Below are 18,915 nucleotides of genomic sequence, written 5' to 3'. Positions count from 1 at the left end.
ATTTTCCCGGGCCGCAACGCGATAGAATGGCGCCGCCTGAAACCGGGCATTGATTGAGATTTCCGCCACCGTAAAAAGAAGTCCCCGATGAGTCACTCCCACACCTGGCGTCGCGCCGAAATCATGTTGCTGTTGTTGTCTGCGGCGATGCCGCTGTCTTTTGGTGTCTGGCAGGCGCTGCTGAACAATTTCGTCATCGAACGCGCATCCTTTTCCGGGGCGGATATCGGCCTGCTGCAGAGCGTGCGGGAAATTCCCGGGTTTCTCGCCTTCACGGTGATCTTTGTGCTGATGCTGGTGCGCGAGCAGCGGCTGGCATTCCTGTCACTGATTGCCACCGGTATCGGTGTGGCGATCACCGGCTGGTTTCCGACCAACGCAGGGCTGTTGCTGACGACGCTGCTGATGTCCACCGGTTTCCACTATTACGAATCGTTGAAAACATCGCTGGCACTGCAGTGGTTGCCGAAGGAGACTTCGGCGATCTGGATGGGGCGTATGCTCGCGGCCGGTTCACTGGCGTCGCTCGGCGCCTACGGTCTGGTGTGGCTGACATCGGATACCCTCGGCTGGGATTACCGCTGGATCTATCTGCTCGGTGGCGGTATCACCGTGATCGTTGTGATCGCGATATGGCTGGTGTTCCCGAGTTTTGCGCAGCCCCACAGCCAGCACAAAAAAATCATCCTGCGCAAGCGCTACTGGCTCTACTACGCGCTGACCTTCATGAGTGGCGCGCGGCGGCAGATTTTCGTGGTGTTTGCCGGTTTCCTGATGGTGGAGAAGTTCGATTACAGCGTGGCGCAGATCGCGCAGCTGTTTATCATCAATCACCTGCTGAACCTGTTCGTGGCACCACGCATGGGGCGGCTGATCGTGCGTTTCGGCGAACGCGCGGCACTGTCGATCGAGTATATCGGCCTGGCGCTGGTATTTACCGGTTATGCGCTGGTGGAGAACGGCACTGCCGCGGCGGGTCTCTACCTGGTGGACCACCTGTTCTTTTCCATGGCCATCGCGATCAAGTCCTATTTCCAGAAAATCGTCGATGACCGGGATATCGCGGCCTCGGCAGCCGTGAGTTTCACCATCAACCATATCGCGGCAGTAGTGATCCCGGTGCTGTTTGGCTTGCTGTGGCTGGTTTCCCCGGCTGCGGTGTTCTGGTGCGGTACCGGAATTGCGCTGATATCGCTGTTGTTGGCGCAGAATATTCCGGTTTCGCCGATCCCGGGGAATGAAGTGCGCCTCGGTCGCGTGGGCGGTGGTGGCCCGGCGCTGACAGAGTCCACCTGAGCGCGGAGGGATGCCACAGCGGTGTCGAGTGGCCCTTTGGGGCTATCGCCGGACCACTTTCCTGACGTATTTACGCCATCGATCCCTCATGCGATTGTTATGGTGCCAAAAAGTTAACCACAGCCTGTGAAGGCGGTTACACTTTCTCTCCTGTCTGCCACGCAAGGCTGTGTCTGACGCTTGTCAGGCTGGTCTTGCACCATGGCTTCGCCCCCCGTGCGTCAGGCTCACGACACGGGCACGTAGTTGGCGAGCCGATTTTCCCTGTCTGGCATCGGGCAGGATAGATAACCGCGTGTCACCGGGGCGACTGAATACGGTCGCCGGGGCGCGTGCACGAATAACAAAAAACTGAACAAGTCGTAACTACCCAGCCGCCACACTAATCAAGCCTGCAAATAACAAGATTTGTACAAGAGGCTAATCGACTTGACTATTTTGTACGGTGTTCGCTCGGCCAATCCGCCCGCCCGTTCACGACAGTTCTTCCGTCGCTGCCTTTGCTTTGTCGCTGTTCTGATTTTTTTGACATTTGGCGTCTGCGCGGTGGCGGCAGCGCCGGCCGCCAAGACCTATTCCGTGAGCGAGGGCCTCGACACGCCTCTGGGCGACCGCGTCACTTTCCTGGTGGAAGGGAAGTCGCCACTGTCCCTGACTCAGGCCACGATGCGGCAGGCACGGGGAGATTTTCAACCGAGCGGGCGCAAAGTTCCGTCGTTTGGTATCGGCTCGCCACCGGTGTGGTTTCACCTGGTGGTAGAAAACCCGACACACAACCCGCGTGCGCTGCACCTGGTGATTGGCAAAACCTGGCTGGACCATATCGATGTCTACCAGCTGCAGGGTGGGAGATTGCTGCAGCACTGGCGAGCCGGCGATGCGGTCACCCGTGCCGACAGCGTGGTACCGGGGGTTGGCTATACCGTGCCGGTAAAGATTGCACCCGGCGCCAGTGAATTCTATCTGCACGTCCAGACTGATGAACCGATGGTATTGTCGCTTTCCCTGCTGAACGACCAGCAGGCCGCCGTTCTAAAAGGATTTGCCGACTATCGCTACGGTTTGTTGTACGGCTTTCTGCTGGCTTTTATCTTCTACAACCTGATGCTCTACCTGGGGTTGCGCGACCGCAGCAACCTGTATTATTCCTGCTACCTGTTCTGTTATCTCGTGCTCAGCCTGACCTACAACGGTCATGCGTCCGCCTGGCTGTGGCCGCAGCAGCCGCAGATACAGCGCTATGCAATCATGGTGATGATGCTGCTGTTCTGCTGTTCCGGCTTCCTGTTTGCGTGCCGCTTCCTGCAGCTGGAATTGCACGCCCCGCGTATTCAGGCCTGGGTTTTGCGCGGCTCGATGGCAACCGCGGTGCTGCTGGGGCTCGGAGTGATCGAGGGCAGTCAATTTTTTGTCACCCATGTGGCCTTCAACTTCATGGCAATTTTCACCATTGCCATGGTCGGGCTCGGTTGCCTGACGATCAGCCACGGCCGACGCTCGGGAGTTTATTTTCTCAGCGCGGCGCTGTGCAGTATGGTCGGTCTGGCGGTGACCCTGTTTTCCGTCTGGGGTTTTCTGCCGATCACGCCCTGGACCTTCCACAGTGTGGAACTGGGCCTGGTGCTGGAAGCGATTCTCTTCTCCCTGGCGCTGGCCAGCCGCGTGCGCACGCAGGAACAGGCGCGCCGCGCGGCGGAATGGCTGTCCCGCATTGACGCCCTGACCGGATTGCCCAACCGCCGGGCCTTCTGTACGGATGCGACCGGCCTGTGGAGCACGGCGGCGCGCCACGGACGCCCGCTCAGCCTGGTGATGGTGGATATCGATCATTTCAAAAATATCAACGATCGCCACGGTCACCAGGTGGGTGACGGTATTCTGGCGCGGGTGGCGCAACTGCTGTCAGAGAGTTGCCGCGAGGGAGATCTGGTGGCGCGCTGGGGCGGTGAGGAATTCGTGCTGTTATTGCCGGAAACGGATCTCGGTCAGGCGTGTATTCTCGCCGAACGCATACGCCGTAGCATTTGCGAACGCAGCGAGACGGGGAGTGTGCCGGGATTATCCCTGACGGTCAGCCTGGGGGTGGCCGAGCGACAGCACCAGTCGGGCCTGGACGAGCTGATCGGTGAGGCGGACCAGTGGATGTATCGCGCGAAAAGTGGCGGGCGCAACCGTGTGTGCGCCGCCATGCCACTGGAAGCGGTTATTTAACCGGAGCAACGCGACAGCCTGCGCTTACCAGCGGTTGGTAATCCACAGTGTCTGGTAGGGCTCCAGGGTCACCGAGGCCAGCATATCCTCGAAAATCTCGTCGCTGACGAGGTCCTTCCATTTGTCGGTACCGATCAGGTTGATACTGGACAGCAGTACGGTCTGTGGCGCATCGGAAATATTGTTCAGACAAAAAATACTCTGGCGCCGGTCCATGCTCTGGCGCCAGAAGGCGAAGATCGCGTCGCCCAGGTGCAGGGTAAACTGGGTGGCGTTGGGGTGAAATGCCGGCTGCTCGCGGCGCAAGCGGATCAGGTGACGCAGGCACTGGAAAACCTGGTGGTGGTGGCTGTGCGGGTCTGCCAGCAGTCGATCGAGTTCCTGCTGGTGCCACTGGCGCCGGTTGATGGCACGGTTGTGGCCATGCGTTTCCATACGCTGGTAATCGTTGGTGGCGCCCATAAGGCTGTGCAGGTAAAAGGCGGGGATGCCCTCCAGCGCCAGCATGATGGCGTGGGCACAGACAAAGCGTTCCAGTTGCCAGTGATCCTCACCGGCGGTGGTGCCTTTCAGGGCATCGAACAGCGCAATGTTGATTTCATAGGGTTTCTTGTTGTCGTCGTCCAGTGCGCGCCAGGAAATCTTGCCGCCGAAGTTTTCCATTGTCTGCACCAGCGCCTCCTGCTCCTCGTCGCTCAGGAGTCCCTCGACCGGGCGCAGGCCAATACCGTCGTGAGAGGCGATGAAGTTCAGGTAGGTGGTACCGTTCTGTGCCGGTGGCATGCTCATCAGCCAATTGGTCAGGTGCCGGCAACTGCCGCTCACCAGGCTGTTGACCAGCAGCGGCGGCAGGGAGAAGTTGTAGATACAGTGGGCTTCGTTGGCATTGCCGAAATAGGACAGGTTTTCCCGGTTGGGGATATTGGTTTCGGTGATGATCACCGTGTTGGGATCGGCGTGTTCGATCAGCGTGCGCAGCAGCCGCACGATTTCGTGGGTCTGCGGCAGGTTGATACAGCTGGTGCCGATCTGCTTCCAGATAAACGCCACCGCATCCAGGCGGAAGATGCGTACTCCCATATCCAGATACAGGCGAATGATATCGACGATTTCCTGCAGCACCTGCGGGTTGCCGAAATTCAGGTCGATCTGGTCGTGTCCGAAGGTACACCAGACACACTTGCTCTCTTCACCGTTGGCGACGGCACGCAGCAGCGGTGTCGTGCGCGGGCGCACCACACCGCTGAGATCTTCATCGGGGTCGACCGTGACGAAGTAATCGTTGCCCGGCGATTCGCCGCGCTGGAAATTGGCAAACCACTGGTGCTCGGCCGAGCAGTGGTTGATGACCAGGTCCGCCATCAGGTGAAAGTCGGTGCTGATGCGCAGGATATCTTTCCAGTCGCCCAGGTTGGGCGCCACCTGCTTGTAATCGATTACCGCAAAGCCGTCGTCGCTGGAGTAGGGAAAGAACGGCAGTATGTGCACGCTGTTGATCAGCATGGTGAAGTGGGTCTTGAGAAAGTGGTGCAGCGCCTGCAGCGGTGGCTGGGTTTCGCTCAGAATGGTGTTGCCATAGGTGATCACCAGCGTATCGGTCTGGTCCCACAGGTTCTTGTGCGCCAGCGGTGTCTGGCAGTCCTCGTCGAGACGCATGGTGGATAGCAGGCGTTCGGCGATGTCCCCGCAGTCGGCATCCGGGTAGATCGCGGTCAGGTGATCGCAGACCTTCTGCCGCAGGATTTTCTCGATGGACAGTTGTTCGTTATTTTGCGTCATGGGCCATCCGTTCAGGTGTATTCGCGGCAGTCCGCTTCCACCGCTTCGCGCAGTTCGCCAAGAAATTCCGGCGCGGCGCTGTTGATACGGCTCCAGCTGGGAATAAACGGCGTTTCCATCGGGTTGTCGAGAAACGCCTGGCCAGCGGTCATCAGGTTGCGGGCGAAGAGTTCCACGGTCTGCTCTTCGCGGTGAATATCGAATTCCAGGCCGTTGATGATCGCATCGTTGCGGTAGGTCTCGACAAAGTCCAGTGCAATGCGGAAGTAGGTGGCTTTGATTGAGCGGAAAATCTCCGTGGAAAATACCGTGCCCTGAGTGGCCAGTTTGCGGAACAGGGACTTGGCGATATCAATCGACATCTTCGACAGGCCGGTGCTGTCGTCGCTGAAGGACACCGTCTGGTGCTTGTGGTCGTAGCGGTGGGCAATATCCACCTGGCACAGGTGGTTGGTGGAGAAATTGCGGTACATTTCCGACAACACACCGATTTCCAGGCCCCAGTCGCTGGGGATGTGCAGGTCATTGATGACGTCGCGGCGGAAGGAGAACTCGCCGGCCAGCGCATAGCGGAAACTGTCCATATAGGTCAGGTAATCGGTATGGCCGTAGATTTTCTGCAGTGTGCGCACCAGCGGGGTCACCAGTAAGCGGCAGACACGGCCGTTGATTTTTCCCGAGGCTACGCGCGAGTAATAGCCTTTACAGAACTCGTAGCTGAAACTGGGATTGGCGATGGGGTAGAACAGCCGCGCCAGCAGAGAGCGGTCGTAGGTGACGATATCGCAGTCGTGCAACGCCACTGCCTCACCGCGGCCGGAGGCGAGGATATAACCGAGACAGTACCAGACGTTGCGCCCCTTGCCCGGCTCCAGTGGCGCCAGGCCGCGCTCCTGTAACTTTGCATCCAGTTCGCGCAGTCGCGGACCGTCGTTCCAGAGTACGCGTACCGGCTGCGGCAGGCGGTTGAACTGGGCCAGTGCGTCGCGGTATTGGGATTCGTCGGCGCGGTCGAGCCCGATGACGATCTCCGACAGGTAGGGTACCTGGGCCAGCTCGCCGAGAATATGCGGCAGCGCCTCGCCCTCCAGTTCCGAGTAGAGCGACGGCAACAGCAACGACATGGGCCGCTGGCGGGAAAACGTCAGCAGTTCCTGTTCCATGTCCTCCAGTGAGCGGTTGCACAGGTTGTGCAGGGTGGTGATGGATCCATTCTGAAAAAAATCGGTCACGGCTGACTCCTGCCTGTAGCTTGAAAGAACAATTCGGCGATGACGTCGCGCCAGCCCTGTGGGCCGATGGCGTCACTGATGATCACCCGCTGTCCGGGATTGGCCGGCAACTCCGGCGGCGGCCGATTGGCGGCACGCACGATGACGGCGATATCGGCCACCGCCAGCATGTCGCGGTCGTTGGGACTGTCGCCGGCGGCGATCAGCTGGTAATCAATGTCGCGGGCACGGCGGTAACAGTCGAGCAGTTGCAGCGTGGCGCTGCCCTTGTCGGTGCGGCCGAGCAGGTGCAGGAAGCGGCCGCCCTGCAGTGTGGACAGGCCGGCCGCGCGGGCACGCGCGGCAAAGTCGCGCCGCTCCGCCTCGCTGCCGCGCCACAGCAGTGGCTCCGAGTAGTCGCGATCGGCAGCGGCGCGGGCCTGGGCCGGGCTCAGCCCAGTGGCGGCGACAATTTCCGCGGTGGTGGCGTTGGCAAAGCTCAGGTAGGGCCTGCCGTGGGCGGCGCTGTCGGCGGCGAGAAATTCGAGCAGTTGTACCCGCGCGGTGCCGGTTTCCACGACCCAGTAGCCATCGCGGTGGCCGGCATCGGCGGGTGGTGCGGGAAAATAGCCGTCGGGGATGAAGAGCGCGGAGCCGTTTTCGACGATAAACGGGTGCTGGTTGTGCAGCTCGCGGCGCAGTTCGCACATCTCCACAAACGTCTTGCTGCTGTTCAGCACCACGGGGACGCCGTCGGCTTCCAGCTGCTGCAGCAGCGCGTCTACCGGCGCGTGAGAGTAGTCGTCGTGGTCCAGCAGGGTGCCGTCCAGGTCGCTGGCGATCAGCCAGCTACCGCGCAAAATGTCAGTGGTTGTCATCGCCCGTGGGGTATCGTCTTTTTTAGAACTGTTATGGCTGTAGATCCAAAAATAGTGCCAGATGGGGAGGTTGCGGACAGAATGCACCTTGGCGGCGCGGATTGGCGTCGTTCTTATCGATTAGCGGGTTTTTTGTGCACCGATTTGGGCTGCGCGGCGGTGGGAAATGGAGGGGTGCGCCAAATTGGTGCGAAAAGCGTGGGCAATGACGGGGCAGTGGCTCAGCGCGGACGGCGCAGGAGGCGCCGTCCGCGGTGAACGGGAGTTTTACAGGCGCACCCAGGTGCCGTCGGGCTGGCGGCAGGCCGTGCTCCGCGTGGTCTGCGGCGTCTGGCCGCTCTGCACCTCGGCGGTAAAGCTGCGGCAGTAGCGGTCGCCGCGCTGTTCCACCGCACCGGGAGTTACCGCGTACTGTTCACTGCCCGCCGGATTCTGCCAGGTGATGCGTTGTCCCTCGGGGGCGAACTCCAGTGCCTGGGCTACACACGCCTGGTTGCGCTGGTCCATCTTGCGGCCGATGTCGCCGCCGATCAGCACACCGGCAATGGCGCCGCCGATGGTGGCAGCGGTTTTGCCGTTGCCACCGCCGATCTGGTGCCCCAGCACGCCGCCGATCAGGCCGCCGAGGACGCTGCCCACCCGGTCGCTGTTACAGCGGGTGGCAACGGGCCGGGCAGTCGGGCGGGATTCGGGGATGTACTGCGGTTCGCCGGATTGGCGCTGCAGCCATGGCGGCAATACCACCACGACCTGCGCCGGGCGGCGGTAATCGTTGTGGCAGTGACGCTCCTCGGTATAGTCGCCATTATGCTTCCACTTGCGCTCCACCTTGCAGTTGCCGTCCCAGTATTCCTCCCGGGCCTGGTAGCGGTCGTGGTGACGATCGTGGTGGCGGTGCTTTTTCCAGCCGCGCCCCTCGGGCGGATCGGCGTGTACCACACCGGCGAGACTGCAGGCGATCAGTAGGCTGGCGATGACGTGGGCGCTTTTCATGGATTACCTCCGGTCAAATTTTGTACGGCACCGGCGGGTGCGCGTAATTTGCCCGGATGGTACCACTTGCTCGGAAATGAGGGACGGCGGGAGGGCGAAGTTGCGAGAGGCTTCACTCTTTGCGTGCGGGTGGGGAGCGGTACTCGGCAGTCGGTGCGGGCGCAGCGCGCCCGCACCGGGGGGGTCAGGGGGCGCGGCACATCAGGCAGCGCACGTAGAGGGCACGGGGGTCGTGGTAATTCTGCAGCTCGGCTACCGGCGCCAGGGTCGGTGCCAGGGTGTTCAGCCAGGCACCCAGCGGCAGGTTGGCCTTTACCTGTGCGGCGATGCGCGCGTCCACATTGTTCGACAGGGCGCGCAGGAACTTCTCGCCCGGCGACAGCGGGCGCTTGATCTCCTCGACCCGGAACTTGCTCACCTTGGCCAGTTGCGCGGCATCGGCAATGGCGTCGTTGAGGGTGCCGAGTTCATCGACCAGACCCAGCTGCTGCGCCGCGCGCCCGGTCCACACCTGGCCCTGGGCGATCTTGTTGACCTCTTCCGGGGTACTGCCGCGGGCTTCGGCGACGATTTGCAGGAAGCGCGCGTAGGTGTTTTCGACGCCCTGCTGCAGCACGCTGGCGGCGGCTTTCGGCAGCGGCCGGTCGATGCGCATGGTGCCGGCCAGGTCCGAGGTGCCGACACCGTCGTTGTAGATACCGACGGATTCCAGTGAGTCCTCGAACGTGGGGAAGGCACCGAAGACGCCGATAGAGCCGGTAATGGTGGAGGGCGAAGCCCAGATATGGTCGCCGGCGGTCGACAGCCAGTAGCCGCCGGAAGCCGCCACGCTGCCCATTGAGATCACCACTGGAATACCGGCATCGCGGGTGGCCAGCAGTTCCTGGCGGATGGCTTCGGAGGCAAAGGCGGAGCCGCCGCCGCTGTCGACGCGCACCACCAGCGCATCCACTTTTTTCTCCCGCGCCTTGGCGATCAGGCTGTTGAGGCTCTTGCTGCCGATCTTGCCGGCCGGCGCCTCGCCATCGACGATGGTGCCGGTCGCGGAAATCAGGCCGATGGTGCCGGTGTCGCTGCCGGGCTTGGGAATGTCGGTGAGCTGCTGGTTGCGCAGGTAGGCGAGGGCGTCGATGGACTTGTAGGTCTGTTTGTCGTCGCTGGTGCCGATTTTCTTTTCCAGCTCACTGTCCGCGTCACGGCGGCTGGCGAGCTGGTCCACCAGGTTGTTGGCCAGGGCGGTGTCGGCCATGCTGCCTTTGTGCTTGCGCAAATTCTGCGGCAGCTCGGCGATATAGCGGTCGATGGCTTCGGGCGGCAGGTTGCGCAGGCCGCTGACCTGATCGGTGTACTCGCCCCACAGTTCGTTGATCCAGCGCTGGTTGTCCTCGCGCGAGGCGGGGGACATGTCGTCGCGGATATAGGGCTCGATATAATCTTTGTAGTCGCCGACGCGGAAGACATGGAAATTGACTTTCAGCTTGTCCAGCGCACTCTTGTAGTAATTGCGATAGGCGCCAAAGCCGGTCAGCAGTACCGAGCCCATCGGGTTCAGGATCACCTTGTCGGCGTGGCTGGCGAGGAAATACTGGGACTGGGTGAAATTGTCGCCCACCGCGTAGATGGGTTTACCGGCGGCCTTGAACCGCTGTAACGCAGAGCCGACTTCCTCCAGCTTGCTGAGGTTGGCGCCGACCAGGTAATCCAGCTCCAGTACCACAGACGAAATGCGTTTGTCCTTGGCGGCCATGTCGATGGCATCCACCAGGTCCTTGACGCGCGTCTCTACCGGCCCCTCGGCGCCGCCGAACAGCGCGGGCAGGGTACTGGGCGTGGAAACCTCATCTACCAGCATACCGGTGGGAGCTACTTTCAGCGCGGCGCCCTGGGGGATGGTGAGCCGCTCTTCCTTGCCGAAAATCAGTGCACCGATAAACAGCAGCACGGCAAGGAACAGCAGGTTGGCGAACACCCGGCGCAGCCAGGTCAGGGTCGCTCCAATGGCGCCGAAAAAGCGGCGAATAAATCCTTTTCTGTGGGGATAGTCAGTCAAACCTCAACGCTCCTTAGCGCCGGCGGCAGTGCCGTTGGGCGCGGTCATTTCCAATGGGTCTTGCCATGGGCTGTGTGGCGGCGGCGCCGCCGCGGTCACTGCATCCGCTGCCAGCGGCTGGTCATCATCGCGGAAAAAAACAGTGTAAGGCTTAACACCAATAATATGCCATGCTGCCAGTCGCGCCCTGGCATCGTTACATGGAGTGCGCCGTTGGTGATATACAGCAGCAATATGAAGCACAGCCACAAATAGGCGCGGAAGTGGCGTTTCAGCAGTCCCGGCAGCACCAGCAGTAGCGGCACCGTCTGCACCAGCCACAGCGCCAGCGATCCACCCGGCAGAAACAGGTTGCGCACCACAAACAGGAGCAGCAGGCCGCAGTAGCAGAGCCAGTTCAACACCCGGGCGCTGTGCAGTTTCGTCGTCAGGGGAATGCTCACACCGCTTCTCCCTGTGCCAGTGTGCGCGCCAGATTGCCCACGCGTGCGCCGAGGGCCCTGCACAGCGTGCGTTCGTCTTCGCTCAGTTCGCTGCCGTTTGCCCCCGCCCAGTGCGACGCACCATAGGGCGTGCCACCGCTCTTGGTGTGCATCAGGGCGGCCTCGGAGTAGGGGATTCCGGCGATCAGCATGCCGTGGTGCAGCAGCGGCAGCATCATCGAGATCAGCGTACTTTCCTGGCCGCCGTGCAGACTGCCGGTGGAGGTAAATACTGCGGCGGGCTTGCCGGCAAGGCTGCCGTCGAGCCACAGGTCGCTGGTCTGGTCGAGAAAGTAACGCAGCGGCGAGGCCATATTGCCAAAGCGGGTGGGGCTGCCCAGCAGCAGGCCGGCGCAATGGCGCAGGTCGTCGCTGGTGCAGTAGGGCGCACCGCTGTCCGGCACCGGCGGCAGGCTCGCCTCGGTGTCCGGGGATACCGGTGGCACCGTGCGCAGGCGCGCGGCGATACCGGCGGACTCCACCCCGCGCGCCAGCTCCGCCGCCAGGTTGGCGGTAGCGCCGCTGCGGCTGTAGTAGAGCACCAGTACGTAGGCTTCGCTGTCCGCTGACATTACAGCAGCTCCAGCACGTTTTCCGGCGGGCGGCCGAGTACGGCGCGGTCGTCGCGCACGACGATAGGGCGCTGGATCAGTTTCGGATGCTGCACCATGGCTTCGATCAGCTGGGTGTCGCTGAGGTCGGTATTTTTGAGCTGCAGTTCTTTGTAGGCATCTTCACCGGTGCGCAGCAGGTCGCGCGCGCCCATGCCGAGTTTCCCCAGCAGCCCGGCGAGCGTTGCCGCCGAGAGCGGTGCTTCCAGGTAGAGCACTACTTCAGGCTCAACGCCGTTGTCCTGCAACAGTTGCAGGGTCTGGCGAGATTTTGAACAGCGGGGGTTGTGATAGATCGTCCACATTACGGCGGTATCCTGTTAAGGTTTGGCATATTCTAGGGCCTGCCCACACTAAATTCGATAGCTGCGTGGCCGCCGCCAAACGGATCGGGCAGGGCACGGCGACCGAAGGCGCGGCAGTCGGGTTGAGCAATTGCGCTGGTGGTCTGGCTCGTGAAATAAGCGAGGAGCAACACGGCGCGGCCTGTTGTGCAGGGCCCGCAGGGGTGTGATTTGAAAGGACAGCGACATTCCACTGGGTGGTTTACAAGGGCGTACCGCCGGCTGTCGCGCGCAGGACCCTGCCTCCTCTAACAACAAAAACGCGGAAACAACCATGACGGAATTGGTGCATCGCTGGCGTCGCTTCTTTACTTCCCTGTGGACGCTGTTCAACGAAAAGAACTGTCGCCAGAGTGCGGCTGCGCTCACCTATATGACCCTGTTTGCGATAGTACCGCTGATGACGGTGAGCTACGCCATGCTGTCGCTGTTTCCCGACTTTGCCGGTCTGGAAAACAAGCTGGAACAGCAGGTGTTTGCCCATTTCGTGCCCGAGAGTGGTCGCGAAGTGCAGGAGTACATCAGCAACTTCTCCGCCCAGGCCCAGCGCCTGACCGGTGCCGGCATCGGTATACTGCTGATTACGGCGGGCCTGATGCTGCGCAATATCGAGGCGACCTTCAACGCCATCTGGGATATTCCCCGCGGCCGCCGCGGCGTTTCCAGCTTCCTGCTTTACTGGGCCATCCTCAGCCTCGGGCCGATTCTGCTCGGTGCGGGTCTCGCCGCGTCCACCTACCTGTTTTCGCAGAAGCTGTTTTTACCCGAGGGTGACACCCTGGGCGTGGTGCCGATGCTGTTGCGCCTATTGCCGTGGCTGTTTTCTGCACTCGCTTTCACGCTGCTGTTTACCGCGGTGCCCAACTGTCGTGTGCCGCTGCGCTACGGTCTTGCCGGGGGCGTTATCACCGCCTGCGCGTTCGAGGTGGCCAAGATCCTGTTCGGCCTCATGGTGGCGCGCAGCTCGGTCAAGGCGGTCTACGGCGCTTTCGCGTTTGTGCCGCTGTTTCTGATGTGGATATACCTGATGTGGATGATCGTGCTGGCCGGCTGCGTGCTGGTACGCATCCTGTCGGTGTACCACGCGGCCACAGGCGGGCGAAAGTATTCCGACGTGGTGGCGACGCTGGTGCTGTTGTGGGCCTTCTACCGCAACTACCAGCGCGGTCAGCCGTTGCGCGAACAGGACATATCCCGGGCGGGGATCAAGCCGGCACAGTGGCGGCGTATCCGCGAGGTTTTGCAGGAGCACAAGGTGGTGACGCAGACCGAGCGCAACGACTATGTGTTGCTGCGGGATCTCGACTCCATTTCGCTGATGGAGCTGGTACAGTGGCTCAACCCGGCGCCGATACCCGAGTACAGTCACAGTGAGCTGCACAGCCTGCCCTGGTATGGGGAAGTGGAGCGCCGCTTCACTGAGACCCAGGCCTTTGCCGGCGACATGCTCGCCACCGATCTGGGTCAGCTGTTCCGCGCAGCGCAGGAAGCCGAGGCCGAGGCGCAGAAGAAGGAGCGCGGCGGCGCGCAGGCGAGCAAAAATTCCAAGAGCAGAAGCAAGCGTGGGGGAAGTAAAGGTGGCAGTGACAAAACGGATGCCGACGGCGATACGGTTGGCAGTCTGGCTGTGGTTGGCCGTCGCAATAAGCGGGTGTGAGCACGGTGGCGGCCTGTCGACGATCGACGGTGAACGCGTCGATATCAGCGGTAAAGTCCTGCTGATCAATTACTGGGCCGAGTGGTGCAAGCCATGCCGGGAGGAGGTCCCGGAGCTGAATCGCTTTGCCCGTGCCACTGACGGGGTACTGGTACTGGGTGTCAACTACGATCGGCCGCCGGCCGGCATGGTCGCCAAGCAGGCGCGCAAAATGGGCATTGAGTTCCCCCTGCTCGCGGACGACCCCGCGCCGCGCTGGAAGCAGCCGCGGCCGGAGGTGCTGCCCAGCACATTGGTGATCGGTGCCGATGGCCGCTGGCGCGAGACCTTGGTCGGGCCGCAGACCGAGACCAGCCTCACCGCCGCTGTGGAGCGCGCGCGGGGCCAGTGAGCGCCACAGATAAAGCAATAAACAAGGTGTATCGATCCAGAATCGGTGCGGCGGTTGGCAAGCGCACCTTCTTCTTTTTTATTCGAGTGTGTTACTCGATCGTTGCGTCCGGAAGTTGAAGTTATGTCTATCAGTTCTCTCCTCCTGTTGATTTTCTTTGCCGTGCTGCTTTGGCCGCTGTTTCGCTGGCAGCGCAGCCGCGAATCGCTGTCGCCGGCGGTGTTCGCCGGTCTGTTACTGGGTGTCGCGTACGGCGGCCTGGTACAGGTGGCGCGCGACTGGGGCGCGGTGCCGGCCGAGGTATTGGAGTGGATCGACGTGCTCGGAGACGGCTACATCAACCTGCTGCACCTGTTGGTAATGCCGCTGGTACTGGTGTCGATTCTCGGGGCCGTGGTGAAAGTCAGCAACACCCGCTCGCTGGGCAAGATCAGTGTATCGGTACTGGCGGTGCTGCTGGGCACCACCGCGGTGGCGGCACTGGTCGGTGTGCTGGTGGCGCACCTGTTCGGACTGTCGGCTGCGGGCCTGGTGGAAGGGGCGCGTGAAGCGACGCGTGCGGATGTGCTGAATCAGCAGCTGGGCCAGGTGAGCGACCTGAGTATCGCGCAGATACTGATTTCCTTTGTTCCGCAGAATATCTTCGCCGACCTCGCCGGTAGCCGCGATACATCGGTCATCGCAGTGGTGGTGTTTGCGGTGTTGCTGGGGCTGGCAGCGCTGGGCGTGCGCCGCGAACACCCGAAAGAAGGTGAGCAGATCGAGCAATTCGTGCACGTGGCCCAGGTGTGGGTGATGAAGCTGGTGCGCCTGGTCATGCTGCTGACCCCCTACGGCGTTATGGCGCTGGTGGCAAAGCTGGTCGCCGGATCCAGCTGGGCGGATATCCTCAACCTGTTCAGCTTCGTCGTGGCCTCGTTTGTGGCCATCGGGTTGATGTTTGTTGTGCACGGCCTGCTGTTGCTGATCAATGGCATCAGCCCGCTGCACTATTTTGCCCGCGTGTGGCCGGTGCTGGTGTTCGCCTTCAGCTCCCGTTCCAGCGCCGCCACCATTCCGCTGAATGTGGAGACGCAGATCGATGAGCTGGGCAATGCGCCGGCCATCGCCAATTTCTCGGCCTCGTTTGGCGCTACCATCGGCCAGAACGGCTGCGCCGGCATCTATCCGGCGATGCTGGCGGTGATGGTGGCAGTGCCGATGGGGATCAATGTGTTCGATCCGGTATGGCTGGCCACGATGGTGGCGGTGGTGGTGATCGGTTCCTTTGGTATCGCCGGTGTCGGTGGCGGCGCCACCTTCGCCGCGCTGGTGGTGCTGCCCGCCCTGGGGCTGCCGGTGACCATCGTCGCACTGCTGATTTCGGTGGAACCGCTGATCGATATGGCGCGTACGGCGGTCAACGTCAACGGCGCCATGACCGCCGGCACCCTGACCCAGCGCTGGCTCGGTGACGAGGTGCCGGGGCCGGAGACGGCGGAGGGTTAGGCGGCATCCGGGTCTTCAGCCGCTGCCAGCCGACGTGCTGCGGCGGCGCGATGCGCCAGTGCAAGCCCGCATTGCCCGGCCGACAATCTTCCCGGGCCGGGTTCGCGGAAAGCCGACCGTCAACGGTCCCCTTTATGGTCCGCGCTGCCCTGTGAATCCGGCAGCCGGACGACGGCACCACGTGGTCACCGCGCCTGGCTGCAATTCAGTTCAGCTTCGATTCAGTCCCGCCGCCGTAAAGTGCTCCCATCGATGATCAACCGGAGAAGGATCATGCAACTGTACAAGCAACTGATCGCCGCCGCGCTGGTGGCCGGACTGGTAGGTTTCAGCGCCTGGGCGAGCGCCGGCGACAGCGGCTACTACCCGAACGCCGGCGAAGGATACGACTACGCCCGCGTTGTTTCGGCCACGCCGGTCTACAACGAGGTGCAGGTGCGTACGCCGCGTACCCAGTGCTGGGACCAGCAGGTGGCCTACCGCCAGCCGGGCTCTCCCGCCGGGGCGCTGATCGGTGGCCTGATCGGCGCTGCCATCGGCAACAAAGCTGGCGGTCACGGCCATCATCGGCACTACCGCCGCCACAGTCGCGGTGCTTCCACCGTGGCCGGTGCGGCCGTTGGCGCGCTGCTTGGTAGCGAGATCAGCCGCGCCAATGCGCCGGTGCAGTACACGACCGAGCAGCGCTGTCAGGTGGTGGATGACTACACCACCCGCCGCGAGCTGGTCGGCTACGACGTGCGCTATCGCTATAATGGCCGCGAATACCTGACTCGCACCGATCAGGCCCCGGGCGATAGAATCAGGGTTCGCGTCGACGTCTCACCGGCCTGGTGAGTCGCGTCGGCCACATGGAACGAATATCGCACAGCCACAGGAGTCCCATCGTGAAATTGAGCCGCGTCGCAGTTCGGCTGCAACCCCTGACCCTCGCCCTGTTGTTGTGCCTCGGCGCCGCGTCCGCGCCGGCCGCTGTCGCACATAGTGGTAGCTGGCAGCCGGGGAGTCCGCGGGTCGAAGGCCTGCGGGTGGAGCGCCTGCGGGTACAACAGCGGGAGGTGTCCCGCGACGAGGCCGCGGCCATCGTCAAACGACGCTACGGTGGCAAAATTCTGGCCATCGCCGAAGTGCGGCGCAACGGCCGCGCGGTATACCGGGTCAAGGGCCTGTCGGATAAAAGCCAGGTTTACGTGGTCTATGTCGACAAGCGCAGCGGGCGTATTTCCCGCTAGCGCTGCCGGTTCAACAAACAGGGGGAGTTTTCATGCGTGCACTGTTGGTCGAAGACGAAGTACTGCTGCGCGAGCAGCTGGCGCAGTCGCTGCGCGAGGCGGGCTACACGGTGGACGAGGCCCCCGATGGCGAAGAGGCGCTGTACCTGGGCCGCGAGTATCCCTATGACGTTGCGGTGATGGACCTGGGGCTGCCGAAGCTCGATGGCATCGAGGTAATCCGTACCCTGCGCGGCGAGAACAAGCACTTCCCGATCCTGATTCTCACCGCCCGCGGTCACTGGCAGGAGCGCGTCGGCGGCCTCGAGGCCGGCGGTGACGATTACCTGGTCAAGCCCTTCCACACCGAGGAACTGCTGGCGCGCCTCAACGCACTGGTGCGCCGTTCCGCCGGGTTTTCCTCCCCGGTGGTCAAGGCCGGGCCGATCCAGCTGGATACCAGTGCGCAGCGGGTCTCCGTGGCCGACACCGAGCTGGAGCTGACCTCGTTCGAGTACAAGGTGCTGGAATACCTGATGTTGCACCCGGATGAGGTGGTGTCCAAGACGGATCTCACCGAGCATATCTACGAGCAGGACTGCGACCGCGACAGCAATGTGATCGAGGTGTTTATCGGCCGCCTGCGCAAGAAATTCGATGCGGCGGCACAGCTGAAACCGATTGAGACGCTGCGCGGTCGCGGTTACCGTTTCGTCGCGCCGGAATAGCGCGCGGTGCTGTCCTGGCTAAAGTCCCTGAAGGGGCGCCTGTTCCTGTTCACCGGCCTGGTGCTGGTGGCCTTCGTGCTGATGATTTCCGGTGTACTGGAGCACGCCTACCGCACATCCCTGCAGGCGGCCAAGGAGCGGGAGCTGCAGCTGCATATCTTTACCCTGCTGGCAGTGGCCGAGCCCGACGGCGACAGCCTGCAGTTTCCGCCCCAGCTGCCGGAACAGCGCTTTAACCAACCGGATTCCGGCCTGATCGGTGCCGTCACCGACAGCCGCGGCCGCGTGATCTGGCGCTCGGAGTCGGCGCTGGCGGTGCCGCAGCTGCCGTCCCACCCGCTGCCCCAGGGGCACAAGGACTTCTCCGAGCTGACCCTGCCCGGCGGTGATACCCGCTACAGCAGTTTCCGCCAGGGTGTGGCCTGGGGGCTCGACAACGAACACCAGTTCACCTTTATGGTGTTGGAAGACGCGGCGCCGCTGCGCGCCCAGATACAGCAGTTCCGCTCGACCCTGTGGCGCTGGCTGGGGTTGGGTTCGGCACTGCTGGTATTGGCGCAGCTGCTGGTGACCGCCTGGGGCCTGGCGCCGCTCGGCGCGGTGGCGCGGGCGCTGGAAAAAATGCAGCGCGGTGGCGCCGACCGGTTGCAGGGGGATTTCCCGCGGGAGCTGAAGCCGCTGACCGACAACCTCAACCTGCTGATCGAAAACGAGCGCCGCCAGCGGGAGAAGACCCGCCATACACTGGCGGATCTTGCCCACAGCCTGAAGACGCCGTTGGCAGTATTGAAGGGGCTGAATTTTTCCAGCGAGCCGAAAGTGGCCTATCAAAACCTGATTGAGCAGGTGCAGCGCATGGACAGCATTATCAGCTACCAGCTGCAGCGCGCCGTTACCAGCTCGCCCAAATCCATCCTGCGCGGCGTACCGGTGGCACCGATGGTGCGGAAAATTCTCGATGCGCTGGAGAAGGTCTATCGGGACAAGCCCGCTGAAGTGCGGCTGGATTGCGCCGACGATGTACTCTTCTACGGCGATGAGGGCGACCTGATGGAGCTGCTTGGTAACCTGCTCGACAACGGCTACAAATACGGCGCCGGGCAACTGGACGTGCGCATCGAAAACGCGGGCGATGGACGCAAGTTGCGGATTCGCGTGGCCGACAACGGCGCCGGTATGGACGCGGACAAATGGCGACAGGTCAGCCGTCGCGGCGTGCGTGCCGACGAGCAGCAGCCGGGGCAGGGGATCGGCCTCGCTGTGGTCGTCGATATTGTCGACAGCTACGAGGGTGAGATCTCCGTAACGCCATCCGCCCTCGGCGGCGCCGAGATTAGCGCAACGCTATAGCCGCGTTAGTGCCGGCATTGAAACCTTCTCGAGCTGCCAGGCGCGCTGGTCCGCGTCATCGGCACGATTCCCCCCGCAACATCGTCGTGTTTGGTGTCAGCCACTGGCGAGGTCGATAAAGTCGTTCCAGACTCATTCATCGGATCTTCACCGCCGCAGCCGCGGTCGGCCCTGCGCTGCAGCGCCGTGATGTTCGCGAGGCTCTCCGCTTTTTCCCGCCCCGGCGGCGATGAAA

17 protein-coding genes are annotated in these 18,915 nt (G+C 62.5%); 9 read left to right on the top strand and 8 right to left on the bottom strand.

Annotation, left to right across the window (positions count from 1 at the left end; genetic code table 11):
• Positions 1-87: 87 nt before the first annotated feature.
• Positions 88-1,296, top strand: a complete 1,209-nt coding sequence (locus tag ABDK11_RS13170) for an MFS transporter (RefSeq protein ID WP_346836971.1) — start codon at positions 88-90, stop codon at positions 1,294-1,296.
• 546 nt (positions 1,297-1,842) lie between these two features.
• Positions 1,843-3,507: a diguanylate cyclase gene (locus ABDK11_RS13165; RefSeq protein WP_346836970.1), complete on the top strand. Its 1,665-nt coding sequence runs from the start codon at positions 1,843-1,845 to the stop codon at positions 3,505-3,507.
• A gap of 24 nt (positions 3,508-3,531) precedes the next feature.
• Here the strand turns inward: ABDK11_RS13165 and ABDK11_RS13160 are convergent, their stop codons facing one another.
• From ABDK11_RS13160 to arsC, 8 genes are all read right to left on the bottom strand, one after another.
• Positions 3,532-5,286: an alpha-amylase family glycosyl hydrolase gene (locus ABDK11_RS13160; protein WP_346836969.1), complete on the bottom strand. Its 1,755-nt coding sequence runs from the start codon at positions 5,284-5,286 to the stop codon at positions 3,532-3,534.
• A gap of 11 nt (positions 5,287-5,297) precedes the next feature.
• Positions 5,298-6,518 carry a glycosyl transferase gene (locus ABDK11_RS13155; protein ID WP_346836968.1) on the bottom strand — a complete coding sequence of 407 codons (1,221 nt, stop codon included), beginning with the start codon at positions 6,516-6,518 and terminating at the stop codon, positions 5,298-5,300.
• The gene (locus ABDK11_RS13150; protein ID WP_346836967.1) at positions 6,515-7,375 is read right to left on the bottom strand and encodes an HAD-IIB family hydrolase; all 861 of its coding nucleotides are present in this window, start codon (positions 7,373-7,375) and stop codon (positions 6,515-6,517) included. The genes ABDK11_RS13155 and ABDK11_RS13150 overlap by 4 nt, the downstream gene beginning before the upstream one ends.
• Before the next feature lie 267 nt (positions 7,376-7,642).
• Positions 7,643-8,368, bottom strand: coding sequence for a glycine zipper 2TM domain-containing protein (locus ABDK11_RS13145; protein ID WP_346836966.1), 726 nt, complete (start codon positions 8,366-8,368; stop codon positions 7,643-7,645).
• 184 nt (positions 8,369-8,552) lie between these two features.
• Positions 8,553-10,418 (bottom strand): signal peptide peptidase SppA, encoded by a 1,866-nt coding sequence (gene sppA, locus ABDK11_RS13140; protein ID WP_346836965.1) that lies wholly within the window; start codon positions 10,416-10,418, stop codon positions 8,553-8,555.
• Between the two features lie 95 nt (positions 10,419-10,513).
• Positions 10,514-10,861 carry a DUF2069 domain-containing protein gene (locus tag ABDK11_RS13135; protein WP_346836964.1) on the bottom strand — a complete coding sequence of 116 codons (348 nt, stop codon included), beginning with the start codon at positions 10,859-10,861 and terminating at the stop codon, positions 10,514-10,516.
• Complete coding sequence (gene wrbA, locus ABDK11_RS13130) at positions 10,858-11,472, bottom strand: NAD(P)H:quinone oxidoreductase (protein WP_346836963.1); 615 nt, start codon at positions 11,470-11,472, stop codon at positions 10,858-10,860. Before wrbA ends, ABDK11_RS13135 begins: the two co-directional genes overlap by 4 nt.
• On the bottom strand, positions 11,472-11,816 hold the full coding sequence (arsC, locus tag ABDK11_RS13125) for an arsenate reductase (glutaredoxin) (protein WP_346836962.1): 345 nt from the start codon (positions 11,814-11,816) through the stop codon (positions 11,472-11,474). Before arsC ends, wrbA begins: the two co-directional genes overlap by 1 nt.
• 313 nt (positions 11,817-12,129) lie before the next feature.
• Here arsC and ABDK11_RS13120 point away from each other — a divergent pair, with 313 nt between their 5' ends.
• The 7 genes from ABDK11_RS13120 to ABDK11_RS13090 all read left to right on the top strand — a co-directional run bounded on the left by ABDK11_RS13120 (position 12,130) and on the right by ABDK11_RS13090 (position 18,680).
• Positions 12,130-13,512, top strand: coding sequence for a YihY family inner membrane protein (locus ABDK11_RS13120; RefSeq protein WP_346836961.1), 1,383 nt, complete (start codon positions 12,130-12,132; stop codon positions 13,510-13,512).
• Entirely contained in the window at positions 13,487-13,903 is a 417-nt protein-coding gene (locus tag ABDK11_RS13115) for a TlpA disulfide reductase family protein (RefSeq protein ID WP_346836960.1), read from the top strand. The genes ABDK11_RS13120 and ABDK11_RS13115 overlap by 26 nt, the downstream gene beginning before the upstream one ends.
• 123 nt (positions 13,904-14,026) lie before the next feature.
• Entirely contained in the window at positions 14,027-15,391 is a 1,365-nt protein-coding gene (locus tag ABDK11_RS13110) for an L-cystine transporter (RefSeq protein WP_346836959.1), read from the top strand.
• A gap of 273 nt (positions 15,392-15,664) precedes the next feature.
• Positions 15,665-16,228: a glycine zipper 2TM domain-containing protein gene (locus ABDK11_RS13105; protein ID WP_346836958.1), complete on the top strand. Its 564-nt coding sequence runs from the start codon at positions 15,665-15,667 to the stop codon at positions 16,226-16,228.
• A gap of 50 nt (positions 16,229-16,278) precedes the next feature.
• Positions 16,279-16,623, top strand: a complete 345-nt coding sequence (locus ABDK11_RS13100) for a PepSY domain-containing protein (protein WP_346836957.1) — start codon at positions 16,279-16,281, stop codon at positions 16,621-16,623.
• A 32-nt stretch (positions 16,624-16,655) separates the two neighbouring features.
• Positions 16,656-17,330: a response regulator transcription factor gene (locus tag ABDK11_RS13095; RefSeq protein ID WP_346836956.1), complete on the top strand. Its 675-nt coding sequence runs from the start codon at positions 16,656-16,658 to the stop codon at positions 17,328-17,330.
• A 6-nt stretch (positions 17,331-17,336) separates the two neighbouring features.
• Positions 17,337-18,680: an ATP-binding protein gene (locus ABDK11_RS13090; RefSeq protein WP_346836955.1), complete on the top strand. Its 1,344-nt coding sequence runs from the start codon at positions 17,337-17,339 to the stop codon at positions 18,678-18,680.
• Positions 18,681-18,915: the final 235 nt, after the last annotated feature.

Origin of the sequence: Microbulbifer sp. SAOS-129_SWC, assembly GCF_039696035.1 — a bacterium.
Lineage (GTDB): Bacteria > Pseudomonadota > Gammaproteobacteria > Pseudomonadales > Cellvibrionaceae > Microbulbifer.
Note: the sequence above shows the minus strand (reverse complement) of the source record. Positions and strands in the feature narration are given on the sequence as shown.

Excerpts from the sequence above, each read along its gene's own strand:
- ABDK11_RS13170 (WP_346836971.1), top strand. The coding sequence starts at position 88 with ATGAGTCACTCCCACACCTGGCGTCGCGCCGAAATCATGTTGCTGTTG.
- ABDK11_RS13160 (WP_346836969.1), bottom strand. The coding sequence starts at position 5,286 with ATGACGCAAAATAACGAACAACTGTCCATCGAGAAAATCCTGCGGCAG.
- ABDK11_RS13150 (WP_346836967.1), bottom strand. The coding sequence starts at position 7,375 with ATGACAACCACTGACATTTTGCGCGGTAGCTGGCTGATCGCCAGCGAC.
- ABDK11_RS13145 (WP_346836966.1), bottom strand. The coding sequence starts at position 8,368 with ATGAAAAGCGCCCACGTCATCGCCAGCCTACTGATCGCCTGCAGTCTC.
- wrbA (WP_346836963.1), bottom strand. The coding sequence starts at position 11,472 with ATGTCAGCGGACAGCGAAGCCTACGTACTGGTGCTCTACTACAGCCGC.
- arsC (WP_346836962.1), bottom strand. The coding sequence starts at position 11,816 with ATGTGGACGATCTATCACAACCCCCGCTGTTCAAAATCTCGCCAGACC.
- ABDK11_RS13120 (WP_346836961.1), top strand. The coding sequence starts at position 12,130 with ATGACGGAATTGGTGCATCGCTGGCGTCGCTTCTTTACTTCCCTGTGG.
- ABDK11_RS13110 (WP_346836959.1), top strand. The coding sequence starts at position 14,027 with ATGTCTATCAGTTCTCTCCTCCTGTTGATTTTCTTTGCCGTGCTGCTT.
- ABDK11_RS13105 (WP_346836958.1), top strand. The coding sequence starts at position 15,665 with ATGCAACTGTACAAGCAACTGATCGCCGCCGCGCTGGTGGCCGGACTG.
- ABDK11_RS13095 (WP_346836956.1), top strand. The coding sequence starts at position 16,656 with ATGCGTGCACTGTTGGTCGAAGACGAAGTACTGCTGCGCGAGCAGCTG.